This is a genomic window from Bacillus sp. LR--39, assembly GCF_053613335.1.
Window position 1 is genome coordinate 1 of sequence record NZ_JBSIOT010001535.1, and the last position, 528, is coordinate 528.

General features: G+C 48.7%; 1 pseudogene. It reads left to right on the forward strand.

The annotated features are described in order from the left end of the window. Window positions 1–528 (forward strand): annotated as a pseudogene (gene pucR, locus ACWHAR_RS31640) (purine catabolism transcriptional regulator PucR); the annotation flags it as partial.

The window sequence follows — 528 nt, forward strand, 5'->3', positions numbered from 1 at the left end:
TCCGGATATCGCAGACTTTTTGCATAAGAATGAATTGCTCGTCACCACCGCCTATCACCTGAAGGATCACCCGCATCAATTATCTGAACTGATTCGGCAAATGGCAAAACGCGGCTGCGCGGGCCTCGGCATTAAAACAAAGCGCTATCTGGAAGATATCGCGAAGGAAATCATCGAACTGGCCGATTCATATGCGTTTCCGATCATTGAGCTTCCGGAACACATCCGCCTCGGCGATATTGTGAATGCCACACTCAGCCATATTCTCGATATGCGTTCTAACGAGCTGCAGCAAGCCATTTACGCGCACAAAAAATTCACAAACCACATTATGAGCGGCAAGGGGCTGCAATCCCTCCTCAAAAAGGTGTCAGACCTCCTTCAGCTTCCCGTGCTGCTGCTTGACCAGCATGCCAAAATGCTGTCTGCGTCTCATCAGATTTCAGTTGAGACCGAAAAGCTGAAAGGCACCCTGAATACCGTATCCGGGCCATTTTTCACTTGTTTCTCTACAATCTCAGATCAGAA